This window comes from Pseudomonas uvaldensis (genome assembly GCF_021271205.1).
GTDB classification, from domain to species: Bacteria; Pseudomonadota; Gammaproteobacteria; order Pseudomonadales; family Pseudomonadaceae; genus Aquipseudomonas; species Aquipseudomonas uvaldensis.
In genome coordinates, this window is sequence record NZ_JAIWKS010000003.1 from 223,875 (window position 1) to 241,638 (window position 17,764).

At 51.7% G+C, this 17,764-nt stretch carries 17 protein-coding genes and 2 pseudogenes; 10 read left to right on the forward strand and 9 right to left on the reverse strand.

The features are described from left to right. Positions 1-23 precede the first annotated feature (23 nt). Together LCU97_RS07425 and LCU97_RS07430 are read right to left on the reverse strand one after the other, a co-directional pair. Positions 24-1,223, reverse strand: coding sequence for a glycosyltransferase family 4 protein (locus LCU97_RS07425; protein WP_053152336.1), 1,200 nt, complete (start codon positions 1,221-1,223; stop codon positions 24-26). Between the two features lie 39 nt (positions 1,224-1,262). Further along, a pseudogene (locus tag LCU97_RS07430) lies at positions 1,263-1,556 on the reverse strand (EI24 domain-containing protein); the annotation flags it as partial. A gap of 205 nt (positions 1,557-1,761) precedes the next feature. On the opposite strand from LCU97_RS07430, the gene LCU97_RS07435 reads away from it, so the two are divergent. The 6 genes from LCU97_RS07435 (at position 1,762) to kwaB (ending at position 6,748) form a co-directional block, all read left to right on the forward strand. Next, positions 1,762-2,562, forward strand: a complete 801-nt coding sequence (locus tag LCU97_RS07435; protein ID WP_139199645.1) for a hypothetical protein — start codon at positions 1,762-1,764, stop codon at positions 2,560-2,562. A gap of 153 nt (positions 2,563-2,715) precedes the next feature. After that, positions 2,716-3,144, forward strand: coding sequence for a very short patch repair endonuclease (locus tag LCU97_RS07440; RefSeq protein ID WP_232776018.1), 429 nt, complete (start codon positions 2,716-2,718; stop codon positions 3,142-3,144). Further along, positions 3,104-4,342, forward strand: coding sequence for a DNA cytosine methyltransferase (locus LCU97_RS07445; protein ID WP_232776019.1), 1,239 nt, complete (start codon positions 3,104-3,106; stop codon positions 4,340-4,342). The genes LCU97_RS07440 and LCU97_RS07445 overlap by 41 nt, the downstream gene beginning before the upstream one ends. Beyond that, positions 4,339-4,989 carry an Eco29kI family restriction endonuclease gene (locus tag LCU97_RS07450; protein WP_092151202.1) on the forward strand — a complete coding sequence of 217 codons (651 nt, stop codon included), beginning with the start codon at positions 4,339-4,341 and terminating at the stop codon, positions 4,987-4,989. The genes LCU97_RS07445 and LCU97_RS07450 overlap by 4 nt, the downstream gene beginning before the upstream one ends. A gap of 191 nt (positions 4,990-5,180) precedes the next feature. Further along, a complete protein-coding gene (gene kwaA / locus LCU97_RS07455) occupies positions 5,181-5,765 on the forward strand; it encodes an anti-phage protein KwaA (protein ID WP_232776020.1) in 585 nt (194 codons plus the stop codon). Beyond that, entirely contained in the window at positions 5,765-6,748 is a 984-nt protein-coding gene (kwaB, locus tag LCU97_RS07460; RefSeq protein ID WP_232776021.1) for an anti-phage protein KwaB, read from the forward strand. Before kwaA ends, kwaB begins: the two co-directional genes overlap by 1 nt. A 242-nt stretch (positions 6,749-6,990) precedes the next feature. Here kwaB and LCU97_RS07465 read toward each other — a convergent pair whose 3' ends face one another. Further along, positions 6,991-7,575, reverse strand: coding sequence for a recombinase family protein (locus LCU97_RS07465; protein ID WP_232776022.1), 585 nt, complete (start codon positions 7,573-7,575; stop codon positions 6,991-6,993). A gap of 181 nt (positions 7,576-7,756) precedes the next feature. Here LCU97_RS07465 and LCU97_RS07470 point away from each other — a divergent pair, with 181 nt between their 5' ends. Beyond that, positions 7,757-8,716, forward strand: coding sequence for an HNH endonuclease (locus LCU97_RS07470; protein WP_232776023.1), 960 nt, complete (start codon positions 7,757-7,759; stop codon positions 8,714-8,716). A gap of 60 nt (positions 8,717-8,776) precedes the next feature. Here LCU97_RS07470 and LCU97_RS07475 read toward each other — a convergent pair whose 3' ends face one another. Then, positions 8,777-9,016, reverse strand: coding sequence for a helix-turn-helix domain-containing protein (locus LCU97_RS07475; protein WP_332875340.1), 240 nt, complete (start codon positions 9,014-9,016; stop codon positions 8,777-8,779). Between the two features lie 102 nt (positions 9,017-9,118). Here LCU97_RS07475 and LCU97_RS07480 point away from each other — a divergent pair, with 102 nt between their 5' ends. Both LCU97_RS07480 and LCU97_RS07485 read left to right on the forward strand, forming a co-directional pair. Further along, a complete protein-coding gene (locus LCU97_RS07480) occupies positions 9,119-9,343 on the forward strand; it encodes a hypothetical protein (protein WP_232776025.1) in 225 nt (74 codons plus the stop codon). Between the two features lie 635 nt (positions 9,344-9,978). Beyond that, positions 9,979-10,275: pseudogene (locus LCU97_RS07485) on the forward strand (energy transducer TonB); the annotation flags it as partial. Between the two features lie 714 nt (positions 10,276-10,989). On the opposite strand, the gene LCU97_RS07490 reads toward LCU97_RS07485, so the two are convergent. From LCU97_RS07490 to cysZ, 4 genes are all read right to left on the reverse strand, one after another. Further along, positions 10,990-11,718 (reverse strand): hypothetical protein, encoded by a 729-nt coding sequence (locus LCU97_RS07490; protein ID WP_232776026.1) that lies wholly within the window; start codon positions 11,716-11,718, stop codon positions 10,990-10,992. Continuing rightward, on the reverse strand, positions 11,715-12,446 hold the full coding sequence (locus LCU97_RS07495; RefSeq protein ID WP_232776027.1) for a DEAD/DEAH box helicase: 732 nt from the start codon (positions 12,444-12,446) through the stop codon (positions 11,715-11,717). The genes LCU97_RS07490 and LCU97_RS07495 overlap by 4 nt, the downstream gene beginning before the upstream one ends. A 969-nt stretch (positions 12,447-13,415) precedes the next feature. Continuing rightward, a complete protein-coding gene (locus LCU97_RS07500; protein WP_232776028.1) occupies positions 13,416-14,198 on the reverse strand; it encodes a DUF6538 domain-containing protein in 783 nt (260 codons plus the stop codon). An 85-nt stretch (positions 14,199-14,283) separates the two neighbouring features. After that, a complete protein-coding gene (cysZ, locus tag LCU97_RS07505) occupies positions 14,284-15,039 on the reverse strand; it encodes a sulfate transporter CysZ (RefSeq protein ID WP_232776029.1) in 756 nt (251 codons plus the stop codon). A 310-nt stretch (positions 15,040-15,349) separates the two neighbouring features. Here cysZ and trxB point away from each other — a divergent pair, with 310 nt between their 5' ends. Continuing rightward, complete coding sequence (gene trxB, locus LCU97_RS07510; protein ID WP_003205459.1) at positions 15,350-16,312, forward strand: thioredoxin-disulfide reductase; 963 nt, start codon at positions 15,350-15,352, stop codon at positions 16,310-16,312. Positions 16,313-16,381: 69 nt separating this feature from the next. On the opposite strand, the gene LCU97_RS07515 is transcribed toward trxB, so the two are convergent. Further along, positions 16,382-17,635, reverse strand: a complete 1,254-nt coding sequence (locus LCU97_RS07515) for a 2-aminoadipate transaminase (protein ID WP_053152340.1) — start codon at positions 17,633-17,635, stop codon at positions 16,382-16,384. Positions 17,636-17,764: the final 129 nt, after the last annotated feature.

A 17,764-nucleotide genomic window follows, 5' to 3' on the forward strand; every position in this document is an offset into this window, starting at 1 on the left:
GCGGCTCCGGCATCACTGGAGGTTCAGGGCACGGTCGGCGCAGCAGGCATCACCTGTTCGCCGACAAAAGCCCCCCGCAACTGCGCCTCGAACTGCTCGATCACCGACGCCCAACCTTGGCGGCTGGCGTGCTGACGAGCATTGAGCCTCACGCAGCGCAAGGTCTCGCGCTCCTCCAGCAACCAGCGGGCTGCGTCACAGAACGCTTCTTCATCTCCCGGCATGGCCAGTACGCCGTTATAGCCATGGCGGATATGCTGCGCCGCTGCGGCCTGATCGTAGGCCACCACACCCAACCCTGACGCCAGCGCCTCCAGTACGACATTGCCGAAGGTTTCGGTCAGGCTCGGAAAGACAAACACATCCCCCGACGCATAATGGCTCGCCAGTGCTTCGCCCCGCTGGGTGCCGCAGAAAATCGCTTCGGGCAGTTCCTGTTCGAGCGCGGCCCGCTGCGGGCCGTCACCGATGACCACCAGCCTCAGGCGCCGCTCCGGGAAAGCGCCGCGCAATGTCTCGAAACTGCGCTTGAGCAGCCCCAGGTTCTTCTCCGGCGCCAGACGTCCGACATGGATCACGGCAATGTCATCATCGTCCAGGCCCCAGGCGTCACGCAGGGCTGCTGACCGCTTGATCGGATGAAACAACTGGCTGTCCACGCCGCGGGACAGCAGCGAAACGCGTTCGAAGTGGCGGCGCTCCAGCTCCAGCCGCTGGCTGAGGCTGGGTACCAGCGTCACGGCGGTGCGATTATGAAACCAGCGCAGGTAATGGGTGAGTACACGGCTCAACAATCCGAGACCGTACTGCTGGGTGTATTGCTGGAAGTTGGTGTGGAAACCACTGACCACCGAGATGCCCAGGCGTCGTGCCGCTCGCAGTGCCGACAACCCCAACGGCCCTTCGGTGGCAATGTAGAGCACATCCGGTCGATGACGTTTCCAGCGGCGCAGCAATTTGTGCATGGAGACCTGGCCCCACTGCAAGCCTGGATACCCTGGTAACGGCCAGCCTCGACACAGCAACACGTGTTCATCTCCGGGCTGGCGTGGGTCGGTGGCCTGGCGAGGTCGTACCAGCTCAACCCGGTGTCCGCGGGCACGCAAGCCGTCATACAGGCGACCGAGGGTGTTGGCCACGCCATTGATTTCCGGCGGGAAGGTTTCGGTAATGAGGGTAACGTGCAGGTGTGTGATCATGACCCCAGTGTCGGCCGGGGCCATGTCGCCATTGTGACGTCAGGATGATGGATTTGTGACGGCTCAGCCTTGCCGGGCCAGCGCGGTCTCGGCGCCTTGCTCGCGCACCCAGAACAAGGTCGCCCCAGCCACCGCCGCCGGCATCATCAGGATGTTCACCACCGGGATCAGCAGCACCAGGTACACGCTGCCGCCAAAACCCAGGCTCTGCCAGCGTTTTTCCCGCAGCCAGGCGAGCATTTCGTTCCAGCCCAGCTTGTGGTTGTCCGCCGGGTAGTCGATGTATTGGAAAGTGAGCATACATTGACCGAAAGCCACGCCGTTCACTGCCCTTTCCCAAAGGGGTGAGTAGAAAATGTACCAGTTGTATGGACCTACCGAAAGGTACGAATCGGCCTAGTTTTTTTGGAAGGCGTCTTGAGTTGATGGGAAAAGGTTAACGGATGCCAACAGGAAGAAATTTTTTTGACGTCAAAATTGCATTGTTTTCAAGCGCATGGTTCTATTGGCCATCACTGTTTTTTTAAACAGTGTTCTGGCTAAATTTCTCAGAGAGCATTTGATGCAGACAATCTTGGATTTGATCGATAACGCGACGATGCAGGCGTGGATTTGGGGACCTTTGATGGGGGTGGTCTTTGGTGCATTGTTCGCGGGGGTGACCAATTCGCCAACTGTGAATGCACCCATCACCGTGTCCCAGACGAGAAAAACTTACATCACCAAAATCGTTGTGAATCAACAACGATCAGGTTCTGGCGACGACGCTAGCGGTGTGATCGCTGTTTTGATCGCGGCTGGGTTAGGTTTGGTCTTCTTGGTCTGGAAATATGCGATCCACATTGACCTTGTTCATGAATGTCTTTGGGCGCTTTTGGCTACCTTGCTGTCTTTCAACTTGACTATTGCCCTGGTGTCACTGGTTAAAGGGCAATTCACCTCAAGCAGTTGGAGCGTTTACATCGCTGCACCGATAGCTATTCTTGCTGCTTGTGGCCGTCTTTTGCTGCTGGCGAAGGCTTCCTTCGATCCTGAGCTAACGCAACTGGCATCTCAGCGTACGTTTTTGGATTTTTACGCGCATAGCCTATCGGCGTACGGGCAATCACTGATGATTTTTCAGGTGATCGGCGTGGCATTGATTTTCCTTGTCATGGTTTTCACTGGTGTCGCGCTGCTTCACTATCTGGCATTGATGAACCAGCGTAGCTATGGCCCGCTGCAAGGTTTTTGGATGTTCTTGACTGGCTCCACGATTTTTTTCTCGGGGAAGCTATGGTTTTTTGTTATGGCCGCTGGGCTTGGGTTGAGCTACATGGCAATCGAACCAAGCTTGGTTCCTACGTGGGCAACCCAAAGGTGAATCCGTTTGTCGGGTACCGAGTCCAGCAATGATCATCAGGTATGGGATCCGCGACGATCCCTTACCTGCCTTGACGGTATTTTTTTGGTGCTTGCAGGCATCACTATTCGTAGTTTTTGGTAATGAAGGAATCCCCTGTGACTGGTAAGATTCGTGGACACGCTGTCCCCCTCTGACCGCAGCCTTCGCATGGCGAAGGTAAAGTCGAAGGGCACAAAGCCTGAAATGGTTGTGCGTCGGTTACTTTTTTCGATGGGATTTCGCTATCGACTTCACGATCGTAGCCTTCCAGGCCGCCCGGACATCATTTTCAAGGGTAAGAAGAAAGTCATTTTCGTCCATGGATGTTTTTGGCACCGACACGATGGCTGTCCACTCGCAAGATTACCCAAGTCTCGATTGGACTTCTGGATTCCGAAATTGGAAGGCAACCGAGAACGCGATATCCGCACATTGCATCAGCTGAGGTCACTGGGATGGGATGTTCTTGTGATTTGGGAATGCGAGCTTAAAGATTTGAATTTATTAGAGAAAAAGCTGAATGGCTTTCTTGGTGGGGGAACAGGCGATGAAATCCGTTGAGCTATTCGCGGGGGCGGGTGGCCTTGCCATGGGATGTGAAATATCTGGATTTTCACATCTGGCCGTCGTCGAGTGGGACAGGTGGGCTTGCGATACTGTTCGTGAAAACCAAAAGCGTGGCTATCCCCTGGTGCACCACTGGAAGCTACATGAAGGTGATGTGCGCGGTTTTGACTGGAGCAGCATTCCTGAAGGTATTGAGCTGCTTGCGGGTGGTCCTCCTTGTCAACCGTTCTCCATCGGCGGTAAACATGGCGCGTACGATGATAGCCGCGACATGTTTCCCGCAACTGTTGAAATCATCCGAAAATTAAAGCCGAAGGCGTTCATCGTCGAAAATGTGAAAGGGCTAACGCGAGCTGCTTTCGCTAATTACTACCAGTACATTTTGCTCCAGCTTGAGTTCCCAGAATTGCCACGTCGAAAAGACGAGGGTTGGCATGATCATTTGATGCGCCTGCAAGCTGAGCGAACCTCGGGTAAGCGCAAGGGTAAGGGTCACACCTACAACGTTGTGCCGACACTTGTGAATGCCGCTGATTATGGTGTTCCACAGAAACGGGAGCGGGTTTTCATCGTTGGTTTTAGGGACGATCTCGGAGTTGAATGGTCCTTTCCTGAAGAAACTCACAGCTATGATGCGTTGTTGCATTCACAGTGGGTCACCGGGGAATACTGGGCTAGGCATGGTCTCAAAATGCCAGAAGTACCTACCAAGCTTTTGTCACGTGTCCGGAAGCTTAGGAGCGATCTGCTTCCCATGGATAAGGCACCGTGGAGGACCGTTCGTGATGCGATTGCCGATCTTCCCGATCCTGAAACCAAGGCTGCATTGAAAGTGCCTAACCATACCTTCCAGGGCGGTGCTCGCTCATACCCAGGGCACACCGGTAGCCCGTTGGATTTACCAGCCAAAACTCTGAAAGCTGGCGACCATGGCGTACCGGGTGGCGAAAATATGTTGGTCAAGCCAAATGGCGATGTGCGTTATTTCACTGTGCGTGAAAGCGCTCGTATTCAAACCTTCCCAGACGGCTTCCGGTTCCATGGAAGCTGGTCCGAAACGATGCGACAGCTTGGTAATGCGGTACCAGTATTACTAGCGCAGCACGTGGCTTCGAGTGTTGCGGAAAAGCTAGCAATTGCTGAGATCATCCGTATCCAAAAAACCGTCAAGAAGGTGGTAAACGTCGCATGACGGGCAAGGTTATTCCATTCAATCCGTTGGACAAGAAAAACCTAGGCGCCAGCGTTGCCGAAGCGTTGCTATCCAAGGAGGTTCACCCACTAGGCGCATTACCTGCGTTCGATGGGGCGGGGGTGTATGCGATTTACTACACTGGTGACTTTCCGGCATATGCGCGGTTAGCGTTATTGAACCAAAATGGGCAGTTCATGCTGCCGATTTACGTAGGCAAGGCTGTTCCTGCCGGTGCCCGAATGGGCGGCGATTTAGGATCGTCACCTGGAAAGGTTCTACATAAGCGATTGAAAGAACACGCTGACAGTATTCGAGCGGCTGAGAACCTGAATCTCGATGATTTCCACTGCCGTTTTTTGGTCGTGGACGACATTTGGATTCCATTGGGTGAATCGCTAATTATCGCGAGATTTACCCCCGTGTGGAATTCGCTAATTGATGGCTTCGGCAACCACAACCCTGGGAAGGGGCGCCATGCTGGGATGCGTCCGCGCTGGGACGTGTTACATCCAGGGCGATCATGGGCAATGAATCTTGCTGAGCGGCATGAGAAAGCGAAGGACATTGCAGACGACGCTGCTACTTATCTTCGTGAGCGAGCCCCAAGCCTCTCTACTCAATTCATTAAAGCGGAAGGCGAATAGCTGCTCTCCAGGCAGCTAGTATCTTTGCCATCGCGCCCAATCGCTTAACCGCCTAATTTTAAGACCCGTGCAACTCGCCATGTAATCATGGTGGGTTGTCTTGTGATGGCCTATAGACATCTACGGCGTAATGGAATACGGTGCAGAAAACTGCTTATTCATAGTGGCTTGAGCGAAGGGATCATGACTCAATGCGAATACATGAAAGTAGAGAGAAGTTTGAGTTATATATACTTTCTCTATGGTTTTTATTCCTGCTGATTATAGTAATTACAGTTGATATTCCGTTTTGTTATGGTGATAAATGTAAATTTATCGGATTTTCATCATTGCTTACGCGGAATTTCGTTTCTGTCATTGCCTTCGCTTTTTTACTTTTCGGCACGATGTATTATTTTCGGTTTGATTATCGTATTGCGGGAACTAAAAGTATCGCGGCGAGAGTGATTAAAATCGAAGATGTGAATTATGAGCATCTTACGTTTTTAACTACCTATATTATTCCGTTGATTTGTTTTAATTTGACGAGTGCAAGATATCTGCTTGCCCTGGGAGTTTTGCTGTTTATCATCGGCGTTATATACGTTAAGACTGATAAATTTTATGCTAATCCGACTTTGGCGGTACTTGGTTTTAGGGTATATAAAGTAAACTTGCAGACGCGCGTGGGGTTGGTGGAAGGTGCAGTGGTTATTTCAAAAGAACGCTTGGCTGTGGGGGACCAGATAAGTCGCTTGAGCCTGGATGATAAAGTCTTTTTCGTAAGGAAAGCGTAATGACTATAGATGAGTTGAAAGCGCAGATATCAGCGGTTACTGCCGATGGATGTGGGGCTGAAATCTATTTTCTTTTAGAGTCCGACGATGGCATGCAGGTAAAAAAAGCTGATATTGATGAGGTTCCACAATCTGAGTTGACTAGTATGTTCGTTGATGCGATAACGAACAAGATTCTACTGAATGATGATCTTTCCTTGATTGAGCTTTCGAGCGCCGATGATCGTAGAGAAACGGTTTATCATTATGATCTTCCTGATATCCCTTCTGAATTACAACACTTGAGAAGCATCATTGCGGCTGATAATTTTGACGAGTTTTCTTTCGCTGAAGATAGGCTTAATAATCTTGAGGGTATATTGATTTTGCTCGGTAATGCAGAACATCAGATGGCGTTGTATAAGTATCAGTACCCTGTTGCTTTGCTGCGTAAAGATACAGGCTTCAATTTGATGCGTGCTCGGGGTAGTAATAGATTCAAAAAGCTCGATGAAGATGTGCTGAAAATTAATGCGAAGTTTGAGTTTTTCAAGATAGGTGGGCAGTATTATATTCTTGACTTGAAAGCGTTGGAGCGTTTCTTTGGGTTTCATGATGCCATCAAGAATATAGCCACTCAAGGCATTGAAAATATCAGGCAAGCGGATTTGGTTGAAAGCGTACAAGTGTTTTCTGATAGGCTGGATGATATTTCATTTTCGAGAAAACTAGTAAAGGCGGCTAGCTCTTCTCCGGTTCTTAATTTGATACCTAATGCAGACGTTATCAGCTTTGCGAGTACGCATCCGGCATTGCGTGGACGATTCAAATTCACAGCTGATGGAGAGCGGTTTAGTTTGCGCACTAAAAAATCTCAGGGATTGTTTTTGAAGCTATTGAATGATGACTTTCTTCAGTCTGAGCTTACTAAGCGATACTATGATAGTTTGGCAAAAGATGCTATTGATGCGGGAGTGGCAGATGCCGTTGCCGAGGCGGTATGATTTTCGAAGATGTTGACCCTGCTTAGTAGGGTCATTTGAGGTGAATTTCTATCTAAAAAGTGACCATCTATACACATCGAGCGGACCGGGCAGGTAATGGGCGTAGTTTTTTAGAGTAAATCTAGCTTCCAAGTTCAGTTTCTTACTCGCACTTTTAGAGGGGCGAAGTGCGTCGTTAACGCAACTTAATATCCCTATGGGGCCAGAATGCTGTTTAGGCCAAAAATAGGGAGGTATTGAATTTAAGCCCCCGGCAGCCCGCCAACGTGCCAGTGTCGTTTTACCGTTGCAATACCAATCCCTAATTCTGATGCAGCCTGGGTCTGTGTATATCCTTGTGCCTTCAATTGTTGAACGCTTGCAGTGGTTTTCACCGCGACTGGACGACCCAATTTCTTTCCTTCGGCTTTTGCACGCTTCAAGCCTTGCTGGGTACGTTCGACCAGCAGATCACGTTCAAATTCGGCGACCGCTCCAAGGACTTGCATTGTCATTTTCCCTGCCGCAGAGGTTAAGTCAACACCTCCTAGAGCTAGGCAATGGACGCGGACTCCATTATTTGCCAACCCCTCAACTGTCTGGCGCACGTCCATTGCATTTCGGCCCAGACGATCAAGCTTGGTAACGATTAAAACGTCACCCGACTCTATTCGGTCAAGTAGCTTTTGAAATCCTGGACGTTCTGACGCAGCAATGCTGCCCGAAATTGTTTCTTCAACAACGCGGTTCGGTTGGATATCAAAACCCGCAGATTTCACTTCTTGAACTTGGTTTTCGGTGATCTGGCTCGCGGTACTCACTCGGCAGTAGAGAAACGTTCGTGACATGAGTTGATCCCTGTTTCGGTATCATAAAAGGTAGTATCACATTACCATGGTATCAAAAATCGTCAAGGGGTAATTTGTTATGCCTAAACCACTGGGATTTTTAAGGGCTCGTAAATCGGTCGTTAGATGATGCGCTGCTATTATCAGCACGCTAAATCTAGGTTTTGATAAGGAGCAAGCGTTGGATACTGAATTGGAAGCTTTAAGGCCCAAGGGCAAATGGATGATCATCGATTGCGTGGAGGAAGCGGGTATCGATGTCAGTGCGTGGAGCTTCAGAAAGAAAGACGGTCAACCGGTCGCTTTGCCCCAGTCCAATGGTGGGTACTGCTACGAATGGTCTTTTCGCAACTATAACGAGCGTATATTTTTGCTATGCGTCTGGTTCGAAGAGCTACGAGTGGATGACCGGGGACGAGTTCACTTTTCGGGCAACCTAGCTTCCTATGCCGATACGTTGATCAGGCAACTCGAAAAAGCCCCCAAAAATAGAAGCCGCACTATCAAGGACCCACGCATTAGTCGTGCGCAGCATTTCAACTCGACAGTTCAGCTTGCCTACATGAATTCAGTCCCTGTACGTGTGGTGATCGTGTCAGGACCTGTCCGCGAGATAGAAGACATTGATTCTGGGAATGACCGTGCTGTTGGTCGTTACTTAGATAGCGAATCTTGGACGGTGGAGCGCTTTGATAAAGACACTGGTGATATTGTCCTGGTTCGCGGATGGATTTCTGATCAGCCTTTAGGCACAGCGGGTTGTGAAGGGGAGGACGCAGCAGGTCTTGCCATTGCAGATGGACAGGTAATGTGCGATCAATTTCGGGAGGGAAACCGCTCTGAGGCCTATACGTACAATGGTGTTCAACGGTACCGAGATCCGAAGGTACGTGCGCTTGTACTGGCAAGATCGGGGGGCACATGTGAGCTGACGAGCGCTCCAGGTTTCAAAATGGCAAACGGCGGCATTTATTTAGAAACTCACCATATTGTCCCGCTTTCGGAGGGAGGAGCTGACGCAATCGAAAATGTCATAGCACTGTCCGCCGATGCCCATCGTCGAGCGCACTATGCTGTGGATCGCGAGGATTTGCGACGACAGTGCCTCGAAATTGTTGCGGAACGCATGAGGTCTTTATAGGCGTGAGCGGCGCAGGTGAGCCTGTATTGGGAGTCAAGGACAAAACATAAGCCTCCGCAACTACTGGTGGCGAGTCAGCTCTATTTCCAGTTCAGATATGAGAGTGGACGGCAGGCAGTGTAGGGCTTGTGCAAGCTTGAAAACTACGGCAATAGTAGGGTGGTGAATCCCCCGTTCTATCAAGCTGACGTAGTTACGCTGCACATCAGCATCATGTGCTAGCTGCTCTTGGGTCAGCCCGGCCTCCTTGCGTTTTTGGCGTAGTACCTTTCCGAAAGCTAAGCCGATATCCACGTGCACAGATCCATCTCAAAGATGGATCACTGTCCGCGATGGTCGTGCATTCGTCCTCACAGTATACTGTGAATATTGACTCTAAAAACACAGCCTCTGAGGTACCAAATGAAGCTATACATCGCCATGTTCGTTGCAACGCTTAGCATGCCATTGGCCAGCATGGCCGGCATTTTTGCCATGGAACTGGGTTATGTCTGGAATATCCGGCAGGCACTGGGTGTTGGCGTCTTAGTGGGCTCTGTGCTGCTGTTGGTGGCGTTGATCTTGTTTTTAGCCGGCGTTCCCTCGACCTTGCAGCGTCTGCGTGCGCGAGCCCGTCCCCACGAGTAAACCAGTCGCCGAATCAATGCTGCTTCTCGTTGGGGCTGGCCGTGCGGCGGGGTCTACGGTGACGGTATAGGCAAACACAACCTGATCAACGTAAGAGGAAACAAATGAGATATTCCTTGATTGTCGCGCTGTGGTCGGTCTCATGCTGGGCTCAAGCTGCCTACGATAATGGTGCATCGAGCTATTTCAATACACGCTTACTGAACGTTGTCGAAACGACAGATTGGAATTTCTCCAAGGCCATAAACCCCACTCAAATTTTCAAAGACTGGGAAGCAAATCAGCCGCGTGCAGAAATCAAATATGCCAAACCTGGGCTCTACCACGGTCGTATCGGTAAAATCGTAGCGGACAATGGTAATGCAAATTTTATTTTGGATTACGGTAAGAAAACTGCTGTGACAGCGGTTTTAGCGCCAACTCAGGCCGCATCATGGGTAGTTGTGGGAGGCCAATTGAAGGGCGGTGAATTGCAGACGAACCGCGATTTTGCCGCTGGTATCGATGTGGGCCGCGAAATGTTCTTTCATTGCATGAGGGTCGAATTTGGTATTGGGGTTTACCTCGTTAACTGCATCGCTCTTCCGCCGAACATCGCCTTGGGCAAGGCTCGACCAGAGGTGATCTACGACATGGATGTTGCTGTGGGTTTCGAAGACTTGATCAAGGCCAGAGCTGCCGAAGGATGGGCTCGTCCGCCAAGTGCACGGCGTGGCATGGCCACAACAGTTCAAATTAGCATGCAAGTCGACGGGACCATAATGTCGACTGAAATCACGAAATCAAGCGGTGACGTTCCATATGACCATTCTGTGATGGCAGCCATTCGGAATATTGGGCGATTGAGCGAAGTCCAAGATATGAGGCCGAGCGATATCAATGCGCACCGTTCATTCAGCATGACATTTACACCTGATGATTTGTCTTTATAACTGGAGTTGCGGCCTGTTCGTTCGGCATCCGACTTATGAAAAATGCCAAGCCTAAGACCATTCCCCGAAAGACCGAATGATGTGGTCAGCTTACAAAGCTAGCCGGTACGTTCTACCAGCTAGCTGCTACCCGTACCTGATGGCACCAATATGTAAATCTTCGATAATCTCCAGTTTTCTGTACGGCATCCAAGTATGTTCGGCTTCGTTAACGCGGGTTAACCCCACCCTAGTGCGTTTGAAAACGTCCAAACGGCCAAGTATGTATGGTATGACCAGCGTTGGTTATACCAGTCCCAGTGCGCTTGGAAGGGGCTGAACGATATGGGATGACCCAATATGTTCGGCATGGTCAACGTGGGTTAATCCTGTTCTAGTGCGTTTGGAACGGTCCGAATGGTATAGGGTAACCAAATATGTTCGGTACCTTGTAGGATATTGTATTAGCTTTGGATCGAGTATATCGAACTTTACTGGAACAAATGAGTTCACGACGCGTAGCGAGTTTTCCTTGCGTAGCAAGGGAACAGATCATGATTGTATTGTTATTAATAATCTTTAATTATTCTGACTATTCTCCGCATACGCTTCGAATCGTTCGCGTTCGCTCACGAATAACTTTGACTTTGCTGTTGGTGGTTTTTTGGGAGATTCCTTAAAGACCTTTAAGGAAATTCCCAAATTTTGGACCAGAACCAAAATCAATTATCGTCGTCATGCCGCAGCTTTCAGTTTCCGTTGATATTCGTAGATTTTTCCAACCTCAATACGAGTTGCTTTTGCTACCTTAGCGGGTTTCATGCCTGCTTCGAGCAACGCGATTGCTTCTGCTTCTTGGGGTTCGCCAGAGGGGCCTCTTTTTTTCGGTGTTTTGTATTCTTTCGCCAGGGAGCGATCAATGATTGCGGTTGGTAAATAAGTCTTGACAAGATATTCAGCTACCAATTCATCCTGGACATAAAGGGTTACGTCTACCAAAGACTCCTTAATGCGAAGCGAACAGCGATATACGTTTTGTAAGACTCGTTCATACAAATGCGTACATTTCCAAGCATGAATTAACGATTTGTAACATCCAGAGTGTTTTTTTGCTAAGGCTTCAAAGGCCTTCGTGGCCGTTGGAAGTGGATTGCCATGAAATAAACATAATACGTTAGAGTGTTGGGTATAGCCGTTCAATCCACGACTATCCAGTCTACACATGATCAGATTGTCAGCATCATTAAGTTTTGCCCAGTCGTGAGCGAAGACCAAACATTTATCGTTGCCAATACGTTTAGAAATCAGGTCGGCAATAACTTGAATGTTTCTGAGTTTTAAAGTGTCAGATTCTGAAGTGGTGGGCGCCTCGGATTCCAGAACACTTTTGCTGCATTGGTTTTTAGTGAGTAGCGGGATTATCCGGATTTTCTGCTTGTGTTCAGGTGGCGCAATAGGTGTCAAAATTGATTTCTGTGTAACAAAGCCTTGCGCGGTGGCGAACCACTCAAATATGATCCCTTCCAAGTGGCGGATAATAAATGAATTTCTTTGCAGTAAGTAAATCGTTGCAAAAATCCACTTTCTTCTGAATAGTAAATTAGACTTTGATCCTTGCCGTAGTCTGATATGTAAATGTCATTTTTGTCTAGAGCAGCCTTGCAGATTTTATATGCTTCAAAACTAATCAGTGATACCGGGGATTTCGTTTCTCCAGCTTTCTCGAAGTCTTTTACGTGTTTAATTAGTTTTCTGGTTGCCTCTTTTTTGATTTTCAGCTTGTTTTCGGCGTCTACCTCGAAGTATTGAAGCGCGCCTAATTGGTTTTTCGCAATTGGTGTCGGAGAAATGCTTACTGGGTGCGGTAATTCATCAATGATTACGTGCCAGTGGCGAAGATGTTTTTTGCTGCATCGATGAAAAGCCGCATGTTGGCAGACAATTAATGAAGTCAGTTCAGCCGGGTCGAGATATTTGTTCAGCTTTGCGATTGATGGGTCGTTAGGTCGGCTTTCAATTTTCAATGGGTTTAAATTCAGCAGCTCTGTACATACTTCGTTTGCTAATGGTTTGGTCGGTACCACGAAAAGAACATTTTTTCCTTTTGCGATCCATTCACGCGCAGCTTTACAAGCGGTCCATGTTTTACCTGTGCCCGGTCGAGCTAAGGCGATGTTAATGGTTTTATTCATTATGCATTCCTGGGGTTGTTGTTTCTTGTTGCTAATGATTGCACGGAAATTTCAAATTCTAAACATTAAACCAGGATGTTTGTTGTGAGGGCGTGATTTCTAGCTTATTAGGGTTGACGCCAGCAGGGTTGTTATATCATTCGTTGGGTCGTTGTTTAATTGTGGCGGTGGTGATGTAGCGACTATTTTTCACGTTTTTGTATCATTGCCTCCGTAGCTCGCAGAGATCGCCGCATGTTGAGGGCATGTTTATATAATATTTTATGTTGGGTAAGACCCGTCCTACGAGTCTGTGTGACTATTTTGAAATATGCAGTTTTTTTGTGGTGAAGACGTATGGGCGTTATGGATTTGAACACGAATGCGCGGTGCGACGTTACCTTAGCTCTTATTCCTAGCCATTGATCGTGCTTCGTCCGGTGCATTGGTTTTGTGAATACTAGCCGGTAATAAACCCGCAGCTTCTGCAATGTTTGGCAGCTTTCGAATTTCTTCGACCATTCTAGACAACGGGTTAACCCCATATCGATCACCTTCACTTGATCGTGCATGGCCTGTTATCCAATCACTTACTTCCTTGGGTATTCCAACCTTCCTGGCCGTAGTCTTAAAGGTATGTCGAAAGCCGTGAAGGGGGTGCCGTCCTTTTTGGTAGACGCCCCAACGAATAACCAACGGGCGCCATGCTTTAGAAACGATACCCGCGAAGCCGTCGGATACCTTGATCAGTTGGGGGAATAAGCGAGATTCGTGGTCCTTGCCTTTCACCAACTCTAGAATCCCCAGATTTAGCAGGTCGTCATGCAGGGGCACATCGCGTCGACTGCCTTCCGTTTTGACGGACTTGTCCGGCTTATCATCGTCGATTCTGATAAACCAATGCCCCTCGGCGTCTTGACGAAAATCGCACACGTACAACTGGCTGATCTCTTCACGTCTTGCTCCGGTGTAAGCTGCGATTAGCGGCAGTCAGAACAGCGCGTTACCGGGACGGCCGGATGTATACCGTAATGCTTTGAATTCAGGCTGACTAAAAAGGGTTACGAGCTCGCTCCATTCGTACCCTTTGGCATCTTCGAGTAGGCGTTTCGGTTTCGCCGGCCCCAAGCGTTTGTGAATACGTGATGCACTCACCGGATTCAATTCAATCAAGCCCGCATCCACAGCATAAGAAAATACGGATGATAGACGGGCGATAATCAGCCGAATCGAAGATGTCGCCAGTGGCGTATTGCTGTGCTTGACCACGGACCTAGTTAGCTTCCCGGCGAAATCCTGGATTTGCGGTTGTCCAATTTCCGCCACGTCACGGTCGCCCATCAGAGTTATGAATCGATCAACGGATCGCTTGTAGTCGACTGTATGCCGACGGACCACATGGGCAGGTTTGTTTCCCAGAGCTAATGATTCAACGTAACCAAGAAACGCTTCTGAGAGCCTTAGGGGCTTTCTGGATGGGGGGCTTTCTCTTCCACTCGCGGTGGTCGCTTGCGTACAGATCGGGATTGAAGACGGATTAAAACGTGGTGCGGCAATCGGGCTCGAATGACCACTGCGCGCCTGTTGAAAAAAGCGCTCGGACTCTGCATACGCGATTAAAAATGCAGCCTTCGCCCGTTGAGGGTTTCGTGTGTTCAGCGACCGGCGAATTTCAGTTTTACCGATCACTTGTCGGATGTCATCCGGCACCCTGCGTCGTAGGTAATAGATACCAGAGTCGGGATGCCGGAATGGTTGTGCTATCAGTGCCATATGTACCAGCCTTGTGTACCAGTTGGCTGGGAAAGGGCAGTTCAGGCGAGTAGCAACCGAGTTCTTCTAACCTGTCATGACCGGCTCAGCCTTGCCGGGCCAAAGCGGTTTCGGCGCCTTGCTCGCGCACCCAGAACAACGTCGCCCCGGCTACTGCCGCCGGCATCATCAGGATGTTCACCACCGGGATCAGCAGTACCAGGTACACGCTGCCGCCAAAACCCAGGCTCTGCCAGCGTTTTTCCCGCAGCCAGGCGAGCATTTCGTTCCAGCCCAGCTTGTGGTTGTCCGCCGGGTAGTCGATGTACTGGATCGCCATCATCCACACGCCGAAGAGCAGCCACAACGGTGCGGCCACCAGATTGAGCACCGGCACGAACGACAGCACGAACAGGCCCAGGGCCCGGGGCAGGAAATAGCCGAGCTTGCGGGCTTCCCGGGCCAGGGTGCGAGGCACCATGGCGACCAGTTCGCCCCAGCTGAAGGCCGGGAAATCATCGGTACCCCGGATCACCACTTCGACTTTCTCCGCGAGAAAACCATTGAACGGTGCGGCGATGATATTGGCGAGCATGGTGAAAGTGAAAAATACCATCAGGATCACCAGGACCACGAACAGCGGCCAGAGAATGTAACTGAGGAAGCTCAGCCAGTCCGGCAGCGACGGCATCAGGGTGTCGACCCACAGGCTGAATTGGTGACCGGCCAGGTAGATCAGACCGATGAACAACAGCAGGTTGATCGCCAGCGGCAACAGCACGAACAGGCGCAAGCCCGGGCTGAGGACCAGCTTGAGACCTTCTTGCAGATATTGCGGGCCGGACAGGACGGGGGCGGGCATGGGAAGCTCCGAACGAAAGTTGAACGCGCCGACCTTACCGGCTTTGCCCCGCCTGGGAAAGCGTCTACATGGCCTGTAACAGGATTGTTGCACGGGCTGTCCTATCGACGGGTCCGCTGCGGATAGAACGCAGCTATGAGCTGGATTGTTAAACCGTATTTCCTTAATCTTCGCTCCCTCGATACGCTGCACCCATTCTTTTTCAGGGCCGTCGAACCAAAGCCTTCCCCAAGTGCATCAACGGTCCTTTTTTATTCCCGCCGCTCACCCGGCGTTCCGGTCCGCGAGGTCCGGTCAACAGGAGCAGGTCATGTCTGAAGTTCGTCATTCGCGAGTGATTATTCTCGGTTCCGGCCCTGCCGGTTACAGCGCCGCAGTCTACGCGGCCCGTGCCAACCTCAAGCCGCTGCTGATCACCGGCATGCAGGCCGGCGGTCAATTGACCACCACCACCGAAGTCGACAACTGGCCGGGCGACGTCCATGGCCTGACCGGTCCGGCCCTGATGGAGCGCATGAAAGAACACGCCGAGCGCTTCGAAACCGAAATCGTCTTCGACCACATCAATGCCGTGGATTTTGCCGCCAAGCCGTACACTCTGACTGGTGACAGCGCCACCTACACCTGCGATGCCCTGATCATCGCCACCGGTGCCAGCGCTCGTTACCTGGGGCTGCCGTCGGAAGAGGCCTTCATGGGCAAAGGCGTGTCCGCCTGCGCGACCTGCGACGGTTTCTTCTACCGCAACAAGCCTGTGGCCGTGGTCGGTGGCGGTAACACCGCCGTCGAGGAAGCCCTGTACCTGGCCAACATCGCCAGCACGGTCACCTTGATCCACCGCCGTGAAACCTTCCGCGCCGAGAAGATCCTGATCGACAAGCTCAATGCCCGCGTAGCCGAAGGCAAGATCATCCTCAAGCTCAACGCCACCCTGGACGAAGTACTGGGCGACAACATGGGCGTGACCGGTGCTCGCCTGAAGAACAACGACGGCAGCTTCGACGAGATCAAGGTTGATGGCGTATTCATTGCCATCGGCCACACTCCGAACACCTCGCTGTTCGAAGGCCAGTTGGAACTCAAGGACGGCTACCTGGTGGTCAAGGGCGGCCGCGACGGCAACGCCACCGCCACCAGCGTCGAAGGCATCTTCGCCGCCGGCGACGTGGCCGACCACGTCTACCGCCAGGCCATCACCTCGGCCGGCGCCGGCTGCATGGCGGCCCTGGACACTGAGCGCTACCTGGACGGTTTGCAGAACGCTTCGTTCTGATTCGTCAGGCATGAAAAAACCGGCTTCGGCCGGTTTTTTCATGCCTGTCACTCCCACAGGGTTCTGTATTCACACCAGTTTCGCCAGGCAAGCTTCCAGAATAGCCAACCCTTCCTCCAGCACTTTCGCCTCGGTCGTCAACGGCGCCAGCAACCGGATGATGTGCCGCGATTTACCACTGGGCATCAGCAGCAAGCCCGCTTCCCGCGCCAGGGCCAACAGTTGCGTCAACTGTGCCGGCGCCGGGGTGCCGTCGGCGTGGGCCAGCTCGATGCCACGCATGGCGCCGACGCCCGTCAAGCGCCCCAGGTAAGGCGTGAGTCCGCGGCTGCGCCACGATTCGTAGCGGCTGGCAATCGCTTCTTCCTGCTGCGTACCCCAGGCTCGCAAGCGCTCGTCGGTCATCGTGTCCAGGGTTGCCAGCGCGGCGGCGCAGGCAATGGGGTTGCCTGAGTAGGTGCCGCCCAGTCCACCCTTGGGCAGGTTGTCCAGCAACGCCTTGCGCCCCACTACCGCGCCCAGGGGCACGCCGCCGGCAATGCTCTTGCCCAGCAGGATCAGATCCGGCTCGATGCCCAGGCGCGAGAATGCGAAGCGCTGGCCGGTGCGCCCGAAACCGGACTGGATTTCATCGATGATCAACACGATGCCCTTCTCATTGCAGAACTGTCGCAGTGCCTGGGCGAAGGCCATGTCCAGCGGGAGAAAACCGGCTTCGCCCTGCACCGGTTCGACGATGAAGCAGGCCACGTCGTTGACGTCGATCTCGACACTGAACAGCCGCTCCATCGCTTTCAACGCTTCGGCACAGGTCACGCCGTTGTCCTTGCTGGGATAGGGCAGGTGATACACCGGCCCAGGCAGCACGCCGACTTTCTGCTTGTACGGCGCCACCTTGCCGTTGAGGTTGAGGGTCGCCAGGGTCCGGCCGTGGAAACCGCCGTCGAACGCAATGACGGCGCTGCGACCCGTGGCGCCGCGTACGATCTTCAGGGCATTCTCCGCAGCCTCGGCGCCGCTGTTGGTGAGCATGCCGCTGACCGGATACTCCACCGGCACAAACGCCGTCAGCCGCTTCATCAATTCAATGTAAGGGGCATGGGGCGCAGCGTTGAAGGCGTAATGAGTCAGTCGGGTGGCTTGTTCGCGGATGGCTTCGACGATATGCGGGTGGCAATGGCCGAGGTTCAACACACCGATACCGCCCACAAAGTCGATATAGCGCTTGCCGTCGGTGTCCCAGACTTCGGCATTTCGGCCGTGGCTGAGGCTGATGGGATGCACGGTGGAAATCGACTGGCTGATGGTTTCGCTGCTGCTCATGGACGACGGCTCGTAGGTGAATAGGGTTGCGTTATCTAAGCCGTGAGAGCAGGGCGCCGACAAACGAAATAAAGTTGCCGGGTCAATCTTAAAAGTCGGGATGTGGCGAGGTGTTCGTCAGTAAGGATG

Coding starts and splice junctions, on each gene's coding strand:
- trxB (WP_003205459.1), top strand. CDS start 15,350: ATGTCTGAAGTTCGTCATTCGCGAGTGATTATTCTCGGTTCCGGCCCT.
- LCU97_RS07435 (WP_139199645.1), top strand. CDS start 1,762: ATGCAGACAATCTTGGATTTGATCGATAACGCGACGATGCAGGCGTGG.
- kwaB (WP_232776021.1), top strand. CDS start 5,765: ATGACTATAGATGAGTTGAAAGCGCAGATATCAGCGGTTACTGCCGAT.
- LCU97_RS07465 (WP_232776022.1), bottom strand. CDS start 7,575: ATGTCACGAACGTTTCTCTACTGCCGAGTGAGTACCGCGAGCCAGATC.
- LCU97_RS07450 (WP_092151202.1), top strand. CDS start 4,339: ATGACGGGCAAGGTTATTCCATTCAATCCGTTGGACAAGAAAAACCTA.
- cysZ (WP_232776029.1), bottom strand. CDS start 15,039: ATGCCCGCCCCCGTCCTGTCCGGCCCGCAATATCTGCAAGAAGGTCTC.
- LCU97_RS07445 (WP_232776019.1), top strand. CDS start 3,104: ATGGCTTTCTTGGTGGGGGAACAGGCGATGAAATCCGTTGAGCTATTC.
- LCU97_RS07500 (WP_232776028.1), bottom strand. CDS start 14,198: ATGGCACTGATAGCACAACCATTCCGGCATCCCGACTCTGGTATCTAT.
- kwaA (WP_232776020.1), top strand. CDS start 5,181: ATGCGAATACATGAAAGTAGAGAGAAGTTTGAGTTATATATACTTTCT.
- LCU97_RS07515 (WP_053152340.1), bottom strand. CDS start 17,635: ATGAGCAGCAGCGAAACCATCAGCCAGTCGATTTCCACCGTGCATCCC.
- LCU97_RS07495 (WP_232776027.1), bottom strand. CDS start 12,446: ATGAATAAAACCATTAACATCGCCTTAGCTCGACCGGGCACAGGTAAA.
- LCU97_RS07480 (WP_232776025.1), top strand. CDS start 9,119: ATGAAGCTATACATCGCCATGTTCGTTGCAACGCTTAGCATGCCATTG.
- LCU97_RS07425 (WP_053152336.1), bottom strand. CDS start 1,223: ATGGCCCCGGCCGACACTGGGGTCATGATCACACACCTGCACGTTACC.